The 20,197-nt window shown below is 69.4% G+C and carries 16 protein-coding genes; 4 read left to right on the forward strand and 12 right to left on the reverse strand.

Translation table 11 applies throughout. The features are described from left to right. Positions 1-41 precede the first annotated feature (41 nt). From FSB78_RS11385 to dapA, 11 genes are all read right to left on the reverse strand, one after another. Positions 42-1,238 (reverse strand): class I SAM-dependent RNA methyltransferase, encoded by a 1,197-nt coding sequence (locus FSB78_RS11385; RefSeq protein ID WP_147082755.1) that lies wholly within the window; start codon positions 1,236-1,238, stop codon positions 42-44. Beyond that, positions 1,235-2,833: an NAD(P)H-hydrate dehydratase gene (locus tag FSB78_RS11390; protein ID WP_147082756.1), complete on the reverse strand. Its 1,599-nt coding sequence runs from the start codon at positions 2,831-2,833 to the stop codon at positions 1,235-1,237. The genes FSB78_RS11385 and FSB78_RS11390 overlap by 4 nt, the downstream gene beginning before the upstream one ends. Continuing rightward, entirely contained in the window at positions 2,830-3,228 is a 399-nt protein-coding gene (locus FSB78_RS11395; protein WP_242008225.1) for a hypothetical protein, read from the reverse strand. The genes FSB78_RS11390 and FSB78_RS11395 overlap by 4 nt, the downstream gene beginning before the upstream one ends. Beyond that, a complete protein-coding gene (gene ilvD / locus FSB78_RS11400; protein ID WP_147082757.1) occupies positions 3,209-4,930 on the reverse strand; it encodes a dihydroxy-acid dehydratase in 1,722 nt (573 codons plus the stop codon). Before ilvD ends, FSB78_RS11395 begins: the two co-directional genes overlap by 20 nt. A gap of 200 nt (positions 4,931-5,130) precedes the next feature. After that, on the reverse strand, positions 5,131-5,481 hold the full coding sequence (locus FSB78_RS11405; protein WP_147082758.1) for a response regulator: 351 nt from the start codon (positions 5,479-5,481) through the stop codon (positions 5,131-5,133). A 49-nt stretch (positions 5,482-5,530) separates the two neighbouring features. Then, positions 5,531-7,936 (reverse strand): response regulator, encoded by a 2,406-nt coding sequence (locus tag FSB78_RS11410; RefSeq protein WP_147082759.1) that lies wholly within the window; start codon positions 7,934-7,936, stop codon positions 5,531-5,533. A gap of 538 nt (positions 7,937-8,474) precedes the next feature. After that, entirely contained in the window at positions 8,475-10,499 is a 2,025-nt protein-coding gene (locus FSB78_RS11415) for a M13 family metallopeptidase (protein ID WP_147082760.1), read from the reverse strand. Positions 10,500-10,683: 184 nt separating this feature from the next. Next, positions 10,684-12,759, reverse strand: coding sequence for a M13 family metallopeptidase (locus FSB78_RS11420; RefSeq protein WP_147082761.1), 2,076 nt, complete (start codon positions 12,757-12,759; stop codon positions 10,684-10,686). A 218-nt stretch (positions 12,760-12,977) separates the two neighbouring features. Next, positions 12,978-13,520: a DUF2062 domain-containing protein gene (locus FSB78_RS11425; RefSeq protein WP_147082762.1), complete on the reverse strand. Its 543-nt coding sequence runs from the start codon at positions 13,518-13,520 to the stop codon at positions 12,978-12,980. A gap of 16 nt (positions 13,521-13,536) precedes the next feature. Next, on the reverse strand, positions 13,537-14,019 hold the full coding sequence (gene smpB / locus FSB78_RS11430) for an SsrA-binding protein SmpB (protein ID WP_147082763.1): 483 nt from the start codon (positions 14,017-14,019) through the stop codon (positions 13,537-13,539). Positions 14,020-14,182: 163 nt separating this feature from the next. Continuing rightward, entirely contained in the window at positions 14,183-15,067 is an 885-nt protein-coding gene (gene dapA, locus FSB78_RS11435; RefSeq protein WP_147082764.1) for a 4-hydroxy-tetrahydrodipicolinate synthase, read from the reverse strand. A gap of 93 nt (positions 15,068-15,160) precedes the next feature. On the opposite strand from dapA, the gene FSB78_RS11440 reads away from it, so the two are divergent. The 4 genes from FSB78_RS11440 to FSB78_RS11455 all read left to right on the forward strand — a co-directional run bounded on the left by FSB78_RS11440 (position 15,161) and on the right by FSB78_RS11455 (position 19,005). Beyond that, on the forward strand, positions 15,161-17,170 hold the full coding sequence (locus tag FSB78_RS11440; RefSeq protein WP_147082765.1) for a lytic transglycosylase domain-containing protein: 2,010 nt from the start codon (positions 15,161-15,163) through the stop codon (positions 17,168-17,170). Between the two features lie 122 nt (positions 17,171-17,292). Further along, a complete protein-coding gene (gene greB, locus FSB78_RS11445; RefSeq protein WP_147082766.1) occupies positions 17,293-17,775 on the forward strand; it encodes a transcription elongation factor GreB in 483 nt (160 codons plus the stop codon). A 75-nt stretch (positions 17,776-17,850) separates the two neighbouring features. Continuing rightward, positions 17,851-18,231 (forward strand): DoxX family protein, encoded by a 381-nt coding sequence (locus FSB78_RS11450; protein ID WP_147082767.1) that lies wholly within the window; start codon positions 17,851-17,853, stop codon positions 18,229-18,231. A 9-nt stretch (positions 18,232-18,240) separates the two neighbouring features. Then, the gene (locus FSB78_RS11455) at positions 18,241-19,005 is read left to right on the forward strand and encodes an NYN domain-containing protein (RefSeq protein ID WP_147082768.1); all 765 of its coding nucleotides are present in this window, start codon (positions 18,241-18,243) and stop codon (positions 19,003-19,005) included. Here the strand turns inward: FSB78_RS11455 and FSB78_RS11460 are convergent. Next, positions 19,002-20,192, reverse strand: coding sequence for a sensor histidine kinase (locus FSB78_RS11460; RefSeq protein ID WP_147082769.1), 1,191 nt, complete (start codon positions 20,190-20,192; stop codon positions 19,002-19,004). The two genes, FSB78_RS11455 and FSB78_RS11460, sit on opposite strands and share 4 nt — an antisense overlap. Between the last annotated feature and the right edge of the window lie 5 nt (positions 20,193-20,197).

A 20,197-nucleotide genomic window follows, 5' to 3' on the forward strand; every position in this document is an offset into this window, starting at 1 on the left:
TTTGGGGCTCTGGATCCTGACTTTCGTCAGGATGACGAAGGTTATTGGGGTGAAGGCCGCGTGAACTTGGCCGCGAGTTCGACGTGCGTGGACCAGCGGAACTGGCCTACCGGCTGGATCCAGTCGATCTGCCAGCCCGCGTCGCACAGGTCCTTCGCGTCGCGCGCGAAGGTCGCGGGATTGCACGAGACATAGGCGATCACCGGCGTCTTGCACGCGGCGAGCGCGACGGCCTGTTCGCGCGCGCCCGAGCGCGGCGGGTCGAGCACGACGGCGTCGAAGCGGTCGAGCTCGGCGACGGTGAGCGGGCGGCGGTAGAGGTCGCGGTGTTCAGGGAAGACCGGGCGGCGCGCGGCGTTGGCGCCGGCCTTCAGCGACCCCAGCGCGTCGCGGCCGGCTTCGGCGGCGTAGACCTTTGCGGGGATCGCCATGGTGAAGGTGCCGAGCCCGGCGAACAGGTCGGCGACGGTCGCGGGCTTGCCGATCGCGTCGAGGACCGCGGTGGTGAGTGCCGCTTCGCCGTCGACGGTCGCCTGGAGGAACGAGGCGGGCGGGAGCGGCACGGGGACGCCGCCGAGCGTGATCGTGCAGGCGTCGGGTTCCCAGAGCGTCTCGGGGCCCATGCCGTCGTTGAACGCAACGCGGGCGATCTTGTGCGCTTCGCAGAAGGCGACGAGCGCTTCGGCGGCGGGCAGGCCTTCTGGGGCGAAGCCGGTGATCAGGATGTCGGGGCCCTGGTCGGCGAGCGTCAGGTGGACGTCGCCGCGGCGCTTGAAGTTCAGCTTCCGCAGCAGGACGCGCAAGGGGGCGACCAGCGCGAACAGCCGCGGGTCGAGGATCCAGCACTCCTTGATGTCGACGATCGCGTGCGACTTCTCCTCGGCGAAACCAAGCGTCATGCGGCCACCCTTGGCTTCGGCGTGGAGCGTGGCGCGGCGGCGGGTGCGCGGCGGGGAGATGTGGGGTTCGCGGATCATGGTGGTGATCCCCTGACCGTCGAGTGCCGAGGCAATGCGGTCGGTGACGAACTCGGCATAGCTCTGGTCGTCGAGCTGCTGGAGCTGGCAGCCGCCGCAGGTCGGGAAGTGGATGCAGGGCGGCGTCTGGTGATGCGGGCCGTGCGTCAGCGTGCCGTCGGCGGCGAGTGTGTCGCCGGGTGCGGAGAGCGCGGCGTGGCGGCCGTCGGCGGTAATGCCGTCGCCGCGCGCGGCGATGCGGATGATGGTGTCGTCGGTCATAGGGAAGCGCGGGCTTTTCTTAGGGCGAGAGCGAGCTCGTCGGCGATGAAGGCGGGGCCGAGCCGGCGCGCGGCGTCGGCGTGGAGCCAGACTCCAGCGGCGGCGGCGTCGAACGGCGCGAGGCGCGCGGCGAGCATCGCGCCGATCGCGCCGGCGAGGACGTCGCCGGTGCCGGCAGTGCTGAGCCAGTCGCTGGCATGGGGCGCGATGCGGACGCGTCCGTCGGGGGCGGCGATGACGGTGTCGGCGCCCTTGAACACGACGATGGCGTTCGCGGCTTTGGCGGCGGCGCGGGTGCGGGTGATCTTGTCGGCGTCGGATTTCCCGAACAGCGCGTCGAATTCGCCGGCGTGGGGGGTGAGGATCGCGGGGCGGTTCGACGCGGCAATGCGGTCCGGGGTGAGGAGGCGGAGCGCGTCGCCGTCGAGGACGAGGGGGTGGTTGGTGGCTAGTGCGGATTGGAGCAATGATCTCGCTTCATCGCTGCGGCCGAGTCCAGGGCCGACGACAAGCGCGCCGATGCGGTCGTTGGCGAGTGCGTGGTCGCTGAACGGCGCGCGGACGAGCGCGTGGGGCGGGCCGCTGGTGTCGCCGAGGAGAGTCACATAGCCGGCGCCCGCGTGCATCGCGGCGAGGGCTGCGAGGTCCGAGGCGCCGGGCATGGCGCCGGCGATGATCGCAACCATGCCGCGGGTGTATTTGTGTGCGTCTGGACCTGGGGTCGGGAGGTCGGGGCGGTCGAGGACGTGGGTGTCGCTGGTGACGGGGATGGCGATGTCCAGGATGCGGACCTCGCCGCAATAGCGCGCGGCGGGTTGGAGGAGGTGCGACGGCTTTGCGGCGCCGAGCGCGAGGGTGACGTCGAAGATGGGGGGCGGGCTGAGCGCGGCGCCGGTGTCGGTGGCAAGGCCGCTGGGGAGGTCTATGGCGATCGTCAGATGCGCGGCGGTGGCGAGGTGGTGGAGCTGTTCGACGATCGGCCGTTCCCGCGCGGAGGCGGGGGTCCCGGGGTGGCGGGCGGAGTTGCTGCTTGGCTTCAGCTGGGCCCCCGCCTCCGCGGGGGAACGGTTCAGGGGTGGGCGTCCGTCTGCAACCGTTCCCACCCCGGCGAAGGCCGGGGCCCAAATGGGTGAGGCGGGCGGACTATCGATGGCGCTGCCCAGTTGGGCCCCGGCCTTCGCCGGGGTGGTGTTGGTGGTTTTGGTTGCTGGCTCATCCAGGGGGCGGGTTAGGCCGGTGCCGAAGAGGGCGTCGACGAGGATGGGGGCGGGTGCCGCGTCGGCGAAGGCTTCGACCGGGCCGGACCACCCTGCCCTGGCCGCCTTGGCCGCGTCGGTCTTGGGGTCGCCCAGCGCCGCGACGCGGACCTTCGCGCCGCGCTCGGCAAGTACGCGCGCGGCGACGTAGCCGTCGCCGCCGTTGTTGCCGGGGCCGCAGACGATCAGGATTTCGCTGCTGCTCGCCAGCCGCCGGACAGCGACCGCGATCGCGGTGCCGGCGCGCTCCATCAGCGCGGACACGCTTTCGCCGGTCGCCTCTTCCGCGGCGCGCATCTGCGCCGCGGTGAGGACCGGCCTGCCCTCCGGTCGGATCATTGCGTCGGCTTGACCGTGGCCGGCAGGCGGTAGCGGTCGCCACCGAGCGCGACTTCGATGCCGTCGGTGCCGACCACGGTGACCTTCGCCACCTCGGCACCGTCGGCGGCGATCACGCCGCGGCCGTCGGTCGTGACCTGAAGGCGGTGGAACGCGCCGTCGGGGTGGCGGACGGTGAGCAGCAGCCCGCCCTGCGCTTGCGTCTGCTCGATCGTGCAGTCGCGCGCGAGCGTGGCGCCGCCCTGCGCGCAGAGGATGCGGCCTTCCTCGGCCGCGTCGGTGCGCGTCTGCGCCTCGACTTGGGCCAGAGCGTTGGCGGGTTGCTCGCGCCCGCACGCCCAAAGGCCCGGGGCAAGCAGGAGCAGCAGGACCGCGCTAGATATCCGCGTAGACATGGGTTTCGGCAGCGGCTCCGGGATGGGTGATCGCGCCCTTGTAGGCCGGACCCACCGTCTTCGCATAGCGCCACAATGCGCCCGACTGGTAATCGTTGGTGCGCGGTACCCAGTTTTTCCGGCGCTCGGTCATCACGTCCTCAGGCACGTCGAGGTCGATCGTGCCGGCTTCGGCGTCGATATGGATCGTGTCGCCGTCTTCGACGAGTGCGATCGGGCCGCCGTCGGCCGCCTCCGGACCGACATGGCCGATGCAGAAGCCGCGCGTGCCGCCCGAGAAGCGGCCGTCGGTGATCAGCGCGACGCTCTCGCCCATGCCGAGCCCGTAGAGCGCAGCGGTGGTCGACAGCATCTCGCGCATGCCGGGGCCGCCCTTGGGCCCTTCGTAGCGGATGACGATGACCTCGCCTTCGTTGATCAGCCGGTTCTCGACCGCGGCGAAGCAGTCCTCCTCGCAGTCGAACACGCGCGCCGGGCCGGAGAATTGCAGGCGGTGCATCCCGGCGACCTTCACGATCGCGCCGTTGGGCGCGAGGCTGCCGCGCAGGCCGACGACGCCGCCGGTCGGGCTGAGCGGGGTGGTGATGTCGTAGATGACCTTCTGGTCGGGGTTCCACGTGACCTGGTCGATATTCTCGCCGAGCGTCTTGCCGGTCACCGTCTTGCAGTTGCCGTCGAGCAGGCCGCCCGAAAGCATCGTCTTCATCAGCATGTAGACGCCGCCGGCCTCGTACATGTCCTTGGCCACGTACTTCCCGCCGGGCTTGAGGTCGGCGATGTAGGGGGTGGTCTTGAAGATCTCGGCGACGTCGAACAGGTCGAAGTCGATCCCCGCCTCGCTCGCCATCGCGGGCAGGTGCAGCGCGGCGTTGGTCGAGCCGCCGGTCGCGGCTACGACGCGCGCGGCGTTGATGAAGGCCTCGCGCGTGCAGATGTCGCGGGGGCGGAGGTTGTCGGCGAGGCATTCCATGACCTGCGCGCCGGCGGCGACGGCGATCTGCTCGCGCGTGCTGTAGGGTGCGGGGACCATGTTCGAGTTGGGGAGCGACAGGCCGATCGCCTCGGCGACGCAGGCCATGGTGTTGGCGGTGTACTGCCCGCCGCACGCGCCGTGGCCGGGGCAGGCGACCTTTTCGAGCGCATGGACTTCGGACAGCGGGCAGGCGCCGGCGGCGTATTTGCCGACGACCTCGAACACGTCGACGACGGTGACGTCGCGATTCTCGTAGCGGCCGGGCATGATCGAGCCGCCATAGACGAAGATGCCGGGGACGTTGAGGCGGAGCATCGCCATCATCATGCCGGGGAGCGACTTGTCGCAGCCGGCGAACGCGACGATTGCATCGTAGCAATGGCCGCGGACGCTGAGTTCGACCGAGTCGGCGATGACCTCGCGGCTGACCAGGCTCGACTTCATGCCCTGATGGCCCATCGCGATGCCGTCGGTGACGGTGATGGTGTTGAAACGCCGCGGCATGCCGCCGCCCTGGATCACGCCCTTCTGCGCGGCGTCGGCCTGTGCGTCGAGCGTCGTGTTGCAGGGCGCGGAGTTGTTGCCGGCGGAGGCGAGCGCGACGAAGGGGCGCGCGATCTGCTCCTCGTCGAGGCCCATGGCGTAGTAATAGCTGCGGTGCGGGGCGCGCTCTGGGCCGACGGAGACGTGCCGGCTCGGCAGGCGCGATTTATCGAACGTGCGGGTCATGGCGCACGCCTATGTCGCGGGAGGGGGTGCGGACGCAAGAGTGTTGCGTGAAATTTGGTACCCAAGATCATCCTCCCCCGCCAGGGGGAGGTGGCGCCGAAGGCGACGGAGGGGGCGGACACGGAACAAGGCGCTATCGTTTCCGCCCCCTCCGTCACGCTGCGCGTGCCACCTCCCCCTGGCGGGGGAGGATTGGCATGTCAGAGCCCGGCCAGGGCTTGGGCGACGCCGTCCATCGTGAAGGGCTTCTGCAGGCGCGGGCGATCGCGGAAGCGTGCATCGACGCCGTCGTCGCCGCCGCCGGTCGCGAAGACGAAGGGGACGCCGCGCGCGGCCAGCGCCTCGGCGACCGGCGTGCTCTTCTCGCCGCCGCGCAGGTTGACGTCGAGGATCGCGCCGTCGACGCCGCCCTGTTCGATGCGGGCCAGCGCGTCCGCGACGGTGTCGACCGAACCGGCGACCCCCTTTTCAAGCACTTCCAGGAAGTCCTCGAGCATCATGGCGATCAGCGGTTCGTCCTCGACGATGAGGATCTGCGGAATTGAAGTCATCGCCGCCCTCTAATCACGATTGTTCCGCGATGCCAACAACTTGTTCGATTCACCGCCCCGCGAGCACGTCTCGTGCCGCTTCCGCGAGCTGCTGGACCGAGAACGGCTTGGGCAGGAAGGCGACATTGTCGAGGTCGATCGACTTGCGCAGCTGTTCCTCGGCATAGCCCGACATGAAGAGCACGGGCAGGTCGGGATATTTCTCGCGCGCGCGGCGGACCATCGTCGGGCCGTCCATCGTCGGCATCACCACGTCGCTGACGAGCAGGTCGGGACGGCCGTTCTTCTCAAGTACCTGGAGCCCGATCTCGCCATTCTCCGCGGTCAGCACGCTGTAGCCTTGCCGCGTCAGCGCGCGTTCTGCGACGGCGCGGACCATGTCCTCGTCCTCGACCAGCAGGATCGTGCCGGTGCCCCACAGGTCGGCGGGCCGGGTCGCGGGCTTGGGGGGCGCGAGCCGGGGGGCGGCGGGCGCGGCATGGACGGGCAGGTACATGGTGAAGGTGGCGCCCTGCCCGGGCTTCGAGTCGGCGAAGATGTAGCCGCCCGACTGCTTGACGATGCCGTAGACGGTGGAGAGGCCGAGCCCGGTGCCCTTGCCGAATTCCTTGGTGGTGAAGAAGGGCTCGAAGATCTTCGGGAGGACGTCGGGTGCGATGCCGGCGCCGGTGTCCTGGACGACCAGCGCGGTATAGTCCGCGACGGGGAGGATGTCGGACGCCATCTGGCGGACCTCGGCCGACGACACCGCGCGCGTGCTGATCGACAGCGTGCCGCCGCCGCGGGGGTTGGCCGCGAGGATCGCGTCGCGGGCGTTGACGGCGAGGTTGACGACGACCTGTTCGAGCTGGCCCGGATCGGCGCGGACCGGCCCGAGGTTGCGGCCGTGCGTCATGTCGAGGCGGACATTCTCGCCCATCAGCCGCTTCAGCAGGTTCGAGACTTCGGAAACGACATCGGGCAGCTGGAGGATCTGCGGGCGCAGCGTCTGCTGGCGGCTGAACGCGAGCAGCTGGCGCGTGAGGCCGGCGGCGCGGTTCGAGTTGGTGCGGATCTGCTGGATGTCGTCGTAATCGCTGTCGCCGGGCGAATGGCGCATCAGCATCAGGTCGCAGTGGCCGATGACCGCGGTCAGGATGTTGTTGAAGTCGTGCGCGACGCCGCCGGCGAGCTGGCCCACCGCCTGCATCTTGGTCGCCTGCGCCACCTCGCGCTTGAGGCGCGATTCCTCGCTATTGTCCTTGAGGCTGAGCAGCACCGCGGCGTCGCCGAGCCCGCGCGCGCCGGCGATGGTCAGCGCGACCGGCTCGTCGGGATGATCCTTCAGCCGCACCGCCATGTCGCTGGAATGCGTCGCGCCGCCGGCGAAGCGGCGGATCGCGTCGGCGACCGCGGCCTTGTCCTCGCGCACCACCAGGTCGCCCGGGTAGAGCGGCGGCGCGGCCCCCGTGACCCCAGCGGCGCGCAGGAACGCGGTGTTCATCTGCAGGAAGCGGCCGTCGCGGTCGACCAGCGCCATGCCGAACGGCATCAGGCTGACCAGGCTGCGGACATGCGCGGCCGCGCTGGCGCCGACCGCGGGCGCATCCTCCTCGTCGTCGAGCAGCATGACGAGGACGGGGGCATCGTCGCCCTCGACGAACGGAATCTGGACGACGCGGAGCGGGGTACCGCCGAGCCCTTCGCGTTCGAAGCGGACGAGGCCGCGGCTGTCGGTGATCAGGAAGCGCGCGAAGTCGCGGCCCGCGATATCGCCGCCGCCGCCCTCCCCGCCGGTCTCTCCGCCATCCTGACCGAGCGCGCGGACTCGCAGGACGCGGTTGGCGGCGCGGATGCGGCCGTCGGGGGTGATCAGCGCGATCATGATGCCGCTGCTGCCGAGCCGGTCGCCGGTCGGGCCGGCGATCAGCGCGCTCGCGGTCTCGGCGAGATCGTCCTCCTCGGTGGTGACGAAGCGCCAGACGAGCATGTCGGCCTCGTCGCCGGCCCGCGTGACTCGCACCGAGACGCGCGCGGTCGGCGTGGCGAGCCGGTCGGCGCGCGCGGATCCGTCGCGCCACGCGGCACGGCCGGCATTGCCGAGCGCGGCGACTCCCACTTCATCGAGCGGCAGGCCGGGCGGCGTCGGGAAGCCGCCGAACACGCGTTCATAGGCGTCGTTGGCGCAGACCAGCCGGCCGGCGCGGTCCGTTACGGCAACGGCGTCGGTGCTGGCCTCTGCGAGCGCACGCGCGAAATCCCAGTCGATCGCGCGCGGCCCTGCGGTGCTCGCCGCATCGAGCGTGCGCCACGCGATCACCGCGCCGCCCGCGATGATCCCGGCCGCGAGGAAGCCGGCCGCGGCGACGACGCTGCCGACGAGCAGCAGGATCAGCAACGCGGCGCCGAGCGCGGCGCCGGCGGCGATCAGCACGGCGGTGCGGACATGGGGGGTGGTCTGGGGAAGCGAGGCCATCGGTGCGGTCTTCCGCCCTAGGGGGGCGGAGCGTCAAGCGGGATCGGTGTGCGGCGAGAGCTCCCCCGTCCTTGTGAACCCGGTTCGGCATCCACCGTGAGGCGCGTATCGGGGCTCGAGCCGGCCGGTGCGCTTGCCGCCTGGTGGACCCTGAAACGAGTTCAGGGTGACGGGGTGCTCGCCGCGATGCCAGCGACGGGCGGCCCCTGCACGCACGACCGGGTGCAGCCTGCCCCGTCATGCCGAACTTGGTTCAGCATCCACCGTGAGGCGCGTGTCGCGGCTCGAGCCGGCCGGTGGGCTTGCTGCCTGGTGGACCCTGAAACGAGTTCAGGGTGACGGGGGTGGGATCGGGAGCGATGCCTGCGACGGGCGGCCCCTGCACGCACGACCGGTTGCCGCCTGCTCCGTCATGCTGAACTTGGTTCAGCATCCACCGTGAGGCGTGCACCGGGGCTCATGCCGGTCGGTGCGCGTGCCGCCTGGTGGACCCTGAAACGAGTTCAGGGTGACGGGGTGGGTGTGGCTATGTCGGCCCTTACCAGATGCGGACGCGCTGGTCGGGGGTCAGGAACAGCTTCTGCCCGGGCGTCGGCTTGTAGGCGGCGTACCAGGGGTCGAGGTTGCGGACGACCGAGGCGCGCTGTTCGGAGGGCGAGTGCGGGTCGGTCAGCAGGCGCTGGCGCAGGTTCGCCTCGCGGTAGCTGCGGCGCCAGACCTGCGCCCAGCCGAGATAGAAGCGCTGGTCGCCCGAGAAGCCGTCGATCACCGGCGCCGCCTTGCCGCCGAGCGCGGCGTGATAGGCGTCGTAGGCGACGGTCAGGCCCGCCAGATCGGCGATGTTCTCACCCATCGTCAGCTGGCCCTTCACGTGCAGGCCCGGCAGCGGCTCGTACGCGTCATACTGTGCGCCGAGCTTGCCGGTCAGCGCGTTGAAGTTGGCGACGTCCTTCGGCGTCCACCAGTCGGTCAGCTGGCCCTTGGCGTCGTATTTGGCGCCCTGGTCGTCGAAGTGATGGCTGAGCTCGTGGCCGATCACTGCGCCGATGCCGCCGTAATTGACCGCGGGGTCCGCCTTCGGATCGAAGAAGGGCGGCTGCAGGATCGCGGCGGGGAAGACGATCTCGACCATGCCGAAATTGGCGTAGGCGTTGACCGTCATCGGGGTCATGCCCCATTCCCAGCGCTGCAGCGGCTTGCCGAGATGGCCGACATTGTCCTGATGCGCCCATTCGTTCGCGCGCCACGAATTGCCGAACGCGTCGCCCTTGGTGATCGTCAGCGCGTCGTAGCTCTTCCACTGGCTGGGATAGCCGATCTTCGGGGTGAACGCGGCGAGTTTCGCATGCGCCTTGACCTTGGTCTCGGGCGCCATCCATTCGAGCGTGTCGATGCGCTTGCCCATCGCGGCGAGCACGTTCTTGACGAGCGTATCGGCCGCGGCCTTGGTCTCGGGTGGGAAGTACTGGGCGACGTAGAGCTTGCTGACCTCGTCGCCGAGCGCGTCGCTGGTGAACTGGACGCCGCGCTTCCAGCGGGCTTCCTGCTCGGGCGTGCCCGACAGCACGGTGCCGGCAAACGCGAACTGCTCGTCGTCGAACGCCTTGGGCAGCACGTCGGCATATTGGTCGAGCGAGCGCAGCATCAGCTGGTCCTGCAGCACGCCGATCGGGGCGGCGGCGACGAGCTTGGCGATGCCGGTGACCGCGGTCGGCTGTGCGACAATCAGCGTGTCGACGGGCGTGCCGATGCCCTTGAAATAGGTCGCGAAGTCGAAGCCGGGCGCGGCCCTGGTCAGGTCGGCGACGGACATCTTGTTGTACGTCTTGGTGGCGTCGCGGCTGTCGATGCGGGTCCAGCTGACACGCGCGATCTCGGTCTCGAACGCGACGAGCGCGGCGGCGCGGGCCGCCGCGTTGGGTTCGCCGGCGAGCGTCAGCAGCTTGGCGAGGTGCGCCTGGTACGCCGCCTTGGTCTCGACGAGCTTGGCGTCGGTGCCGAGATAATAGTCGCGGTCGGGCATGCCAAGGCCGGCCTGCGACAGCGACAGCGCGTAGATCTCCGGCTGCTTGTCGTCCTGGCCGACATAGGCACCGAACGGTCCGCGGATGCCGGCGCGCGAGGCTTCGGCGACCAGCGCGGGATAGGTCGCGCGGGTCGCGCCCTTTACCTTGGCGAGCCAGGGCTGGATCGGCGCCAGGCCCTTCGCGTCGATCGCGGGGCGGTCGAGGAAGGTGGCGTAGGCGCGGCCGATCTTCGAGTTCGGGTCCTTGGCGGCGGTGTCGAGGATGCCGCGGGTGCGGCTTTCCGACAGGTCGGACAGGAAGTTGAACGCGCCGTAGTTCGCGTTGTCGGCGGGAATCGGCGTGGTCTTCGCCCAGGTGCCGTTGGCATAGGCGTAGAAATTGTCGCCGGGCTGTACCGCGCGGTCCATGCCTTTTTCGTCGAAGCCGAAGGTGCCGTACTGGGCGCCGGTGGTCTTGGTGGAGGTCTGCGAGGTCGCGGCGGTGACGCCGGCGATGGCGGTTGCGGCGAGGAGGCTCGCGGCGATGAGGGACTTCATGGGGTTCTCCTGAATATTGGTCGAGTGCCGGCCGATCCGCCGTCACCGCCCCGGCGAAGGCCGGGGTCCAGTTGGGAAGGCAGATGTAACAGCGGACAGGACTTCCGTTACGTCTGTCCCCCAACTGGGCCCCGGCCTTCGCCGGGGTGGGGGTTTGGTCGACGGTATGTCCGAGGCCTCGACGTTACCAGATGCGGACGCGGGCTTCGGGGGCGAGGTAGCTCTTCTCGCCGGGCTTGGCGCCGAACGCCGCGTACCAGGGGTCGAGGTTGCGGACCGTCAGCACGCGCTGGTGGCCCGGCGAATGCGGGTCGGACAACAGGGTCTGCTGCAACGCGGCGTCGCGGAACTTGGTGCGCCAGACGCCCGCCCAGCCATAGTAGAAGCGCTGGTCGCCGGTGGTGCCGTCGATGATCGGAGCGGTCTTGCCGCCCAGGGACTTGTGGTAGGCGTCGTAGGCGACCGTCAGGCCAGCGAGATCGGCGATGTTCTCACCCAGCGTGAGGCCGCCCTGGATGTGCTGGCCGGGGAGCGGTTCGTACGCGTCGTACTGCTTGACCAGCGCGTCGGTGAAGACCTTGAACTGCGCGACGTCCTTGGCGGTCCACCAGTCGGTGAGCTTGCCGTTGAGGTCGTATTTGCGGCCCTGGTCGTCGAAGTGATGGCTGATCTCGTGGCCGATCACCGCGCCGATGCCGCCGTAATTGACCGCAGGGTCCGCCTTCGGATCGAAGAAGGGCGGCTGCAGGATCGCGGCCGGGAAGACGACTTCGTTCATCGTCGGGTTGGCGTACGCGTTGATCGTCATCGGCGTCATGAACCATTCGCCGCGATCGATCGGCTGGCCCAGCTTCTTGAGGTCGCGGTCGTATTCGAAGGCGTTGGCGCGCGCGACGTTGCCGACGAGGTCGCCGGGCTGGATCTGCAGCGCCGAATAGTCGCGCCACTTGTCGGGATAGCCGATCTTGGGGGTGAAGGCGGCGAGCTTGGCGAGCGCCTTGGTCTTGGTCTCGGGTGCCATCCAGGCGAGGTTGCGCAGGCGGTCGCCCATTGCGGCGATGACGTTCTTGACGAGCTGGTCCGCCGTCGCCTTGGCCTCGGGCGGGAAATACTGCGCGACATATTGCTGGCCGATCGCCTCGCCCATCGCGCCCGACACGGTCGAGACGCCGCGCTTCCAGCGGGGCTGCTGCTCGGGCGTGCCCGACAGCGTGGTGCCGTAGAAGGCGAAGTTGGTCTTGTCGAAGTCGCTCGACAGATAGGGCGCGAACGAGCGCAGGACCTTGAGCATCGCGAAGTCCTGCAGCACCGGCAGCGGCGTGTCGGCATAGACCTTCGCCTCGCCGGTCACCGCGCTCGGCTGGGCGACGAGGTAGAAGGGGCGACCCGACACGCCCATCGCGGTCATGTACTCGGCCCAGGGGAAGCCCGGCGCCTTCGCGGCGAAGTCGGCGGCGGTCCATTTGTTGTAGGTCTTGTCGGCGTCGCGGCTCTCGATCCGCGTCCAGTGCGCGGTCGCCAGCGCCTTCTCCATGCCGAACACGGCGGCGGCGCGCGCGGCGGCGTTGGGCTCGCCGGCCAGCGTCAGCATCTGCGTCAGATAGGCCTGGTAGGCGGTGCGGATCGTCGCGAGCTTGGCGTCGTCCTTGAGATAATAGTCGCGGTCGGGAAGGCCGAGCCCGCTCTGCCCGAGATTGACGACGTAGCTGGTCGGATCCTTGTCGTCCTGCCCGACGCCGACGCCGATCAGCCCCCCTGCCCCCTGGCGCTGGAGCTTTGCGATCTGGGTGGCGAGCGCGGTCTTGTCGCGCGTGCCCTTGATGGCGGTCAGCCAGGGCTTGACCGGCGCGGCGCCCTTCGCGTCGACCGCGGCCTGGTCCATGAAGCTGGTGTAGAAGGTGCCGACCTTGTCGTTCGGCGTCTTCGCCGCGGCGTCGAGGATGGTGCGGGTACGCGTGAGCGACAGGTCCTGGAGGACGTGGAACATGCCGTAGGACGAACGGTCCTGCGGGATCGGCGTCGCCTTAACCCAGCCGCCATTGGCATAGTCGAAGAAGTCGGTGCCCGGCGTCACGGTGGTGTCGCGGCCCGCCATATCGAAGCCGAAGTCGCCGATCTGCGGCTTGTTCGCGTCCTTCGGGGCGACGGGTCCGGTAGCGGCGCCGGTCGGCGCGGGCGCCTTGGACGGGGTATTCTGGGCGATCGCGATGGTCGAGACGGTGGAGGCGAGCAGAAGGGCAGTCAGGATCGGCGTGCGCATCGATGGTCCTCGATCAGGAAGTCAGGATGCAGCGTGTTCTACGCCGTTAACACGGCTCGTCAATTCGGGGATTGGGCGATTGTGGCGGTCAATTCTCCCCTTGCAGGGGAGGTGGCTGGCGAAGCCAAGCGGAGGGGTAACACGCCATCGATAGGGCGACACCCCTCCGTCAGTCCTGCGGACTGCCACCTCCCCTTGCAGGGGAGGATTGAGGTGGCTCAACCGTGCTTCGCATGCCGGTGGCGCCACTTGCGCCCGATCCAGACGCGCCAGCCGAACGCGCTGAGCGCATAGCCCGCAACCGCGGAGACGACCGCGATCACGATCAGCCCGAGCGCGGTCGCGGGGCCCGCCTGCATCAGCCACGGAATCCAGCCGGTATGCGCGGCGGCATCGGCGACCGGCTGGCCGGGCACATGCGCGTCGAGCCGCAGCAGCCAGCGGCCGATCCAATAGGCCGCGACCCAGATCGGCGGCGTGGTCAGCGGGTTGGTGATGAAGGTGGTCAGCGCCGCGGTCGGCACGTTGGCGCGGAACGGCAGCGCGAACAAAGCGGCGACCGCGGTCTGCGCGACGGGGACGAGGATGCCGGCGATCATCCCCAGCGCGACGCCGCGCGGGACCGAACGACGAGTGAAGCGCCAGAGTTCGGGGGCCAGCACGCGGTGCGCGACCGGGCGGAGCAAGCGGTTGCGCTCCATCGACTCGCGCGTCGGCAGGTTGCGCCTGCTCCATGCGCCGAAACGTTGCCAGCCGCTCATCGCCTGCGAACCCCGATCAGCCGCGGTCGCGCATGATGCGGCCCTGTTCGCGCTTCCAGTCCTGTTCCTTCACCGAATCGCGCTTGTCGTGGTTCTGCTTGCCCTTGGCGAGCGCGAGTTCGACCTTCGCGCGGCCCTTGGAATTGAAGTAGATCATCAGCGGCACGAGCGTCATGCCCTGGCGCGCGACGGCGCCGTGCATCTTGTTGATCTCGCGCTCGTGGAGCAGCAGCTTCCGAGGGCGCTTGGGCTCGTGGTTGAAGCGGTTGCCGTGGCTGAATTCGGGGATGTTCGAATTGACCAGCTGGACGGTGTTGCCCTTCACCTCGGCATAGGCCTCTGCGATCGAACCCTCGCCGCCGCGCAGCGCCTTCACCTCGGTGCCGGTGAGCGCGATGCCCGCCTCGAACACCTGTTCGATGTAATAGTCATACCGCGCGCGCCGGTTCTCGGCGACGATCTTGGTCTTCTCGAAGGTGGGGGGCTTGGGACGCGACATGCGTGCGATGTAGGGGGGCGGAAGGGTTTGGGGAAGGTGGGCCGTGGAATAGCCCTAGCTTCGTCACCCCGGACTTGGTCCGGGGTCCACCGTTCCGCACACTCGATAGTTTAGAGTATGCGGGGCGGTGGATGCCGGAACACGTCCGGCATGACGGAGGGGGTCAGGCGAGGCCCGCGTGCGCGAGTGCGGCATCGACTGCGGCGCGCGACGTCGCGTTCGCAGGTGTCATCGGCAGGCGGAGCGTTTCGGGGAAGCCGGGGCGCACGACGGTCATCGCGTATTTCACGGGCCCGGGCGACGCGTCGGTGAACAGCGCGTCGTGCAAGGGATAGAGCGTGTCCTGATAGCTAAGCGCCTTGACGAAATCACCCGCCTGGCACGCCGCCTGGAACTCGGCGCACAGCCGCGGCGCGACGTTGGCGCTGACCGAGATGCAGCCGGTGCCGCCCATCGCGTCGAAGGCGAGCGCGAGGTCGTCATTGCCCGACAGCTGCGCGAAATCGGGACCGCACGACGCGCGGTGCTGCGACACGCGCGCGAGCACGCCGCTGGCATCCTTCACGCCGACGAAGATCGCGGGGTACGCCGCGACGATGCGTGCGAGCGTCGCGGGCTGGATGTCGGTCGCGGTGCGCGTCGGCACGTTGTAGAGGATGATCGGCAGCGGCGCGGTCGCGCCAAGCGCCGCGAAATGCTGGAAGATGCCCTCCTGCGACGGGCGGTTGTAATAGGGCGGGACCATCAGCGCCGCGTCGGCACCGGCGTCCTTGGCGGCCTGCAGGTTGCTGGCGGCGACCTGCGTGTCGTTCGAGCCTGCGCCGGCGATCACGGGCACGCGACCACGCGCCTGTTCGACGCAGACGCGGACGACTTCGAAATGCTCCTCGTACGACAGGGTCGCGGCCTCGCCGGTGGTGCCGCAGGCGCAGAGCGCCGACGAGCCCTCGGCGATCTGCCATTCGATCAGGTCGCGATACGCGGGTTCGTCGAAGCTGCCGTCGGGCGCGAACGGCGTGACGAGCGCGGGGATGGATCCGGAGAACATGGGGGCTGCGCGCTCCTGTTGCGCTGGAAGAATAGGGTCGGTTTTCGGGATTTCGTTCAGGACAGATACGGGTTGAAGGCGTATGATGTCCACATGGTAGCATCTGCGTTGAAGACGAGCATTCTCCTGGCCCTGGCGGCCGGAACCGTAGCGGCATCGGGAGGCGCGCAGGACGAGCTCGACCGCTATCGCACGCAGATGGCGAACATGGGGCCGCAGCCGGTCGCGACGACGAACCCGAGGACCGCCGACGGCGCGATCGCGGCGACGATCGCACAGTGGCGGGCGCTGCAGCAGACCGACGCGCTGCCGTTCGACAGCTATGCCGGGTTCCTGATGGCGCATCCGGGCTGGCCCAACGCCGCGGCGAACCGCCGCGCGGCGGAGAAGCAGGCGGGCAACGCCGCGCCGGGCAGCGTGGTCGCGTTCTTCCGGCGCTATCCGCCGACGACCGCGTCGGGCAACCTGGCGTTCGCGCGCGCCGCGATGGCGACGGGCGCGCGCGGCGAGGCCTATGCGGCGGCGCGCGCGGCGTGGCGCTCGGCGGGGCTGAGCCCGTCGGACGAGGCGGCGGTGATCGGCGGGTTCCCGGGGGCGCTGACGCCCGAGGACCAGGATGCGCGGATGGATGCGCTGCTCTGGGCCGGACAGACGAGCGCGGCGCAGCGCCAGCTCGGTTATGTGAGCCCAAGCCGCCGCCCGGTGTTCGAGGCGCGGCTCGCGTTCCGCACCAACGCGCCGAACGCCTCCGACCTGTCGGCGTCGACACAGGAGCTGTACCGGAACGACGCGGGCTATGTCGCGGATCGTGCGATCTGGCTGCGCAATTCGGGCGCGAGCCCGAGCGCGCGGGCGTGGCTGGCGCGGCCACGGTCGCTGACGACGCGGCCGGGCAATGCGGGCGAATGGTACGAGGTGCTCGCCACCAACGCGCGCGGCGCGGCGGCGGATTCGCAGTGGCAGACCGCGTACGACATCGCGCGGCAGATCGACGACGCCTATCCAACGGGCGCCGACATCTCGGCCAAATCCTATGCCGAGCGCGACGAATATACCAACCTCGCCTGGCTCGGCGGGCAGGCGGCGATGAAGCAGCTGCGCCGGCCGGCGGATGCGATGACGCTGTTCGACCGCTATGCGCGCGGGTCGAAGTCGCCGACGGTGCGCGCCAAGGGCTATTACTGGGCGGGCCGTGCGGCAGAGGCGGCGGCGCTGCAGCCGCAGGCCGCCGCCTATTACGGGCAGGCCGCCAGCTACCGCGACCAGTTCTATGGCCAGCTCGCGATCGAGCGGACCGGCCAGCCGCTGGTCGCGCCGCCGCCGATCCCGGCGGTGCCGATCGCGCCCGCGGTGCGCGCCGCGTTCGACGCACGCGAGACGGTACGCGCGGTGAAGTTCCTGGGGATGATCGGCGACTGGCAGGACCAGACCGCGTTCGTCCGCCAGATCGCCGCCGATGCGACGACCGAGACCGACCACCGGCTCGCGGACGAATTGTCGCGGACGATCAATCGTCCGGACCTGGGCGTGATGGTCGGGCGCAGCGCGATGACCAACGGGCTCAGCGAATATTCGGCCGTAGGCTTCCCGACGGTGCCAGTGCCCACGGGGTATGAGAGCAACTGGACGATCATCCACGCGATCTCGCGGCAGGAGAGCCAGTTCGATCGCGCTGCCGTCAGCCATGCCGGGGCGCGCGGGCTGATGCAGCTGATGCCGGGCACCGCGCGCGAACAGTCGGGAAAGATGGGGCTCGCCTATTCGCAGGCGGCGCTGACCACCGACCCGAACCTGTCGATCATGCTGGGGTCGAGCTATTTTCAGCGCGTCTACGCCAATTACGGCAGCTATCCGCTGGCGGTGGCGGCGTACAATGCGGGCGGCGGCAACGTGAACAAGTGGCTGCGCGCGAACGGCGATCCGCGGACGGGGGCGGTCGACATGGTCGACTGGATCGAGGCGATCCCGTTCCAGGAGACGCGCAACTATGTGCAGCGCGTGCTGGAGAACGCCGTGGTGTACGACCTGCTCAATCCACCGCGCGCCGCGAGCCGGGGGTCGGCGCGGCTTTCCTGGTATCTGGGCAAGAACCGGCCGGGTTGAGGTTCCCCCTTATCGTCACCCCAGCGCAGGCTGGGGTCTCGTGAGGCGGCGCGCGCTTCGTTACGGGAGACCCCAGCCTGCGCTGGGGTGACGCGGGTAATCGCGCTGGCTAAGCGACGCTGATGGATCGCCCGAACTATATCACCCCTGCCGGCTATGCGACGCTGCGCGCTGAATACGAACAGCTGCTCTCGACCGAACGCCCGGCACTCGTCGAGGTCATTTCCTGGGCGGCCGGCAATGGCGACCGCTCCGAAAACGGCGACTATATCTATGGCCGCAAGCGGCTGCGCGAGATCGACCGGCGCCTCGGCTGGCTGTCGCGGCGGATGAAGGCGGCGAAGGTGGTCGATCCCGCTGCGCAGGCCGACCGGTCGAGGATCTGGTTCGGCGCCTGCGTGACGGTGGCCGACGAGGACGATGCCGAACGCGTGCTGACGCTGGTCGGCGACGACGAGACCGATGCGAGCGCGGGGCGGATCGGGTGGAACTCGCCCTTCGCACGCGCCCTGCGCGGCGCCGCGATCGGCGATGTCCGGCGCGTCGACCTGCCGGCGGGCGAGCGCGAGTACGAGGTCGTGGCGATCCGCTATCCGTCACCCTAGCGTTTCGCGCCGTCGCATTGACCGGATCGAGGGCGCATGGGATTTTCCGCGCAACGATACGCCGGAGACCCGTTCATGCCGATACCCGCTACCTGGAGCCCGCGCCTGCTGAGCGTCATGCGCGTCGTCGTCGCGCTCGTCTTCTTCAGCCACGGCATCTCGAAATTCTTCGGCGTCCCTCCCTTCCCGATGGCGCTGACGCCGTTGCTGATGGTGGCGGGCGTGCTGGAGGTGGTCGGCGGCGGCCTGCTGATCGTCGGGCTGTTCACGCGGCCGGTCGCGTTCCTGCTGTCGGGCATGTCGGCGGCCGCCTATTTCCTGGCGCACGCGCCGCAAGGGCCGTTCCCGATCGCCAATGGCGGCGAACCCGCGGTGCTCTATTGTTTCGTCTTCCTGTATCTGGCGGCCGCGGGCGGCGGCGCATGGAGCGTGGACGCGGCGCGCGGGCGGGTCTAACCCCGCGGGATGACCGACACTCCCACCCGCAACGTCGCCCTGCTGATCGACGCCGACAACGCGTCCGCCGCGACGCTCGACCCCGTGCTGACAGTGCTGGCCGAGCTCGGCACCGTCAACGTCCGGCGCGTCTACGGCAACTGGTCGAAGCCCGCGCTGAAAGCGTGGCGCGACATGTCGATCATGCACGGCATCGAGCCGCAGCAGCAGTTCGACCTGACCAAGGGCAAGAACGCGACCGACATGAAGATGACGATCGACGCGATGGACCTGCTGTTCCGCGGGCGGATCGACGGGTTCGGGATCATGTCGTCGGACAGCGACTTCATGCCGCTGGCGACGCGGATCCGGCAGGACGGCGTGCCGGTCTATGGCTTTGGCACGAGCAGGACGCCCGAGGGCTTCCGCCAGGCGTGCACGCGGTTCATCGACGTCGGCGCGCTCAACGACACGTCCGAGCCGGTGCCCCTGCCCCTGCCCCCCTCGATCACCGGCACCGCACCGGCGCCGAAACCGGCGGCACCGAAGGCCAAACCCAAGCAGGAGATCGGCGCCGACGTGATCAAGCTGCTGATCGACGCCTACGGCGCGAGCAAGCGCGACGAGCGCGGCTATGTCAGCCTGTCGGCGATGGGGACGCTCGCGGGCAACCGGTCGAGCTTCGACACGCGCAACTACGGCTATTCGCGGCTGCAGGACCTGATCGCGATGATCCCGAACTTCCAGTCGGAGACGCGCGACGACGGGCGCGTCTTCGTCAAGCGGTTGCGCTAGCCCGCGACCTGCGGGTCCGGGATGTCGAGCGTCGCGCAGGTGCCGCCGCGCAGCGTGTTCTCGATCGTGATCGTTCCGCGCAGCTGGCGCGTCAGGCTCGCGATCATCCGCATGCCGAGGCTTTCGCGCGATACGGCCTTGATATCGAAATCGGCAGGCAGGCCCGCGCCGTCGTCGATCACCGTCAGGATGATCCGGTCGCCGGCCTGGCGCAGCGCGACGCTGATCGGCCCGCCCTCGTCGCCATAGGCGTATTTGATAGCGTTGGTGACGAGTTCGGTCACCAGCAGACCGACGGGAATCGCGGTGTCCGCGCTGATCTCGATCGGCGCGATGTCGCAATCGATGTGATGATTGGAGGCCTGTTCGGCGAGCCCGCCGGCGATCCCGCCGATCAGTTCGTCGAGCGAGACGATGCCGACCTGTGCGCCGCGCCACAACTGGTCGTGCGTCCGTGCGATCGCGGTGATCCGCGCCTGCGCGTCGCCGAGCAGCCGCGTGATGCGCGGGTCGTCGTCCTCCTGCATCTGCAGGTTGAGCATGGCGGACACCAAAGCGAGGCTGTTCTTGACCCGGTGGCTCGCCTCGCGCGTGAGGAGTTCCTGGTGCTGGATCGCGTCGCTCAGGCGCTGTTCGGCCTGTTGGCGTTCGATCGCGACCCCGATCAGGTTGGCGAACCCCTGCATGAACGCCAGATCGGCGGGCTCGAAGCTGCCTTCGTCCGCGCTGTCGACTTCGAGCACGCCGAACCGCTCGCCCGACGCCTCGACCAGGACGTTGATCGCGCGGCGGATATTATGCTTGGCCATGAACGCGGGCGTTCGGAAGCGGGTCTCGTTCTCGAGATGGTTCGAGATCACCGCCTCGCCGGTCTGAAAGGCGAATCCCGCGGGCGAGCCGAGATCGGCGCGCATCTCGGTATTCCCGACCACGCCGTCGGACCAGCCGACACCGGTCCGAACGAGCAACGCATCGTCGTTCGGCAGGCGTTCGAGGAACTTGCAATAGCGCGACCGCATGCCGCGGGCGCACAGCATCACGGCACGCTGCAGCATCGGCTCGAGCTCGCGTGCGCGCAGGGCTTCGATGCCGAACTCGGCCAGTACCGACTGCTGGCGCAGCCGGTATTGCAGTTCGTCCGCCCCGGGCGGCGTGTCGCCGCCGGGGGATTCCTCGATGACCGGCATTTCGA

The organism is Sphingomonas ginsenosidivorax (assembly GCF_007995065.1).
In the GTDB taxonomy this organism is placed as follows: Bacteria; Pseudomonadota; Alphaproteobacteria; order Sphingomonadales; family Sphingomonadaceae; genus Sphingomonas; species Sphingomonas ginsenosidivorax.